Source organism: Aureimonas ureilytica (assembly GCF_001475935.1).
GTDB classification, from domain to species: Bacteria; Pseudomonadota; Alphaproteobacteria; order Rhizobiales; family Rhizobiaceae; genus Aureimonas; species Aureimonas ureilytica_A.
Genome location: NZ_LDQA01000174.1, coordinates 1 through 675, shown reverse-complemented (window position 1 = coordinate 675; position 675 = coordinate 1). Strand labels below are relative to the sequence as shown.

Genomic DNA, 675 nt, shown 5'->3' with positions numbered 1-675 from the left:
GCTCGGCCGGATGACGCTCTCCCACCGCTGTCCGCAGAATACGATCTGCTCCGGAGGATCCGGGGGCTGACGCATGTGGATGACCCGGAGCGGATCCGCGCCTACAGACGCCTGCTGGACCCCGCTCTGGATCCCCGGGTGCGGGCGGAGGATCCCTTCGCGCCGATGCTGTACTTCTCCTTCTGGCCTCAGGGCGCCCCGGAGGGCATGACTGAGGCGCTGCAGCGGCTGGCGAGATCCGTCCACGTGAGGCGTGAGCTGCTCCAGCTGCTGGACGTGTGCGAGACCGAGACGCGCGCGCTGCCGGAGAGGCTCAACGGGCCGCTGGAGAGCAGTCCGCTGCGCAGCCATGCCCGATATTCGAGGGATGAGCTCGCCGCCGCGCTGGGATTGGGCACGCGGACGAAGGGGACCCCGGGGTCACTGGTCTCCGGAGTCCGATGGTTTCCCGAGGCGCGGGTGGACCTGCTGCTGGTGACCCTGCGCAAATCGGAGGCGCAGTTCTCCCCGCGCACCCTCTATAGGGACTATGCGGTGGATGAGTCGCTGTGCCACTGGGAGTCCCAGAGCTCCACCGCCGCGGGCAGTCCCACCGGACTCAGGTATCGGACGCATGAGCAGAGAGGGTCCCAGGTGCTGCTGTGCGTGCGGGAGGCCACCGCCGGGGATATCGGC

1 protein-coding gene is annotated in these 675 nt (G+C 68.9%); it reads left to right on the top strand.

Going from position 1 to position 675, the window contains the following annotated elements; translation table 11 throughout:
• Window positions 1-75: 75 nt before the first annotated feature.
• A partial coding sequence (locus NS365_RS23330) for a DUF3427 domain-containing protein (RefSeq protein ID WP_153003949.1) occupies window positions 76-675 on the top strand: 600 nt, incomplete at its 3' end.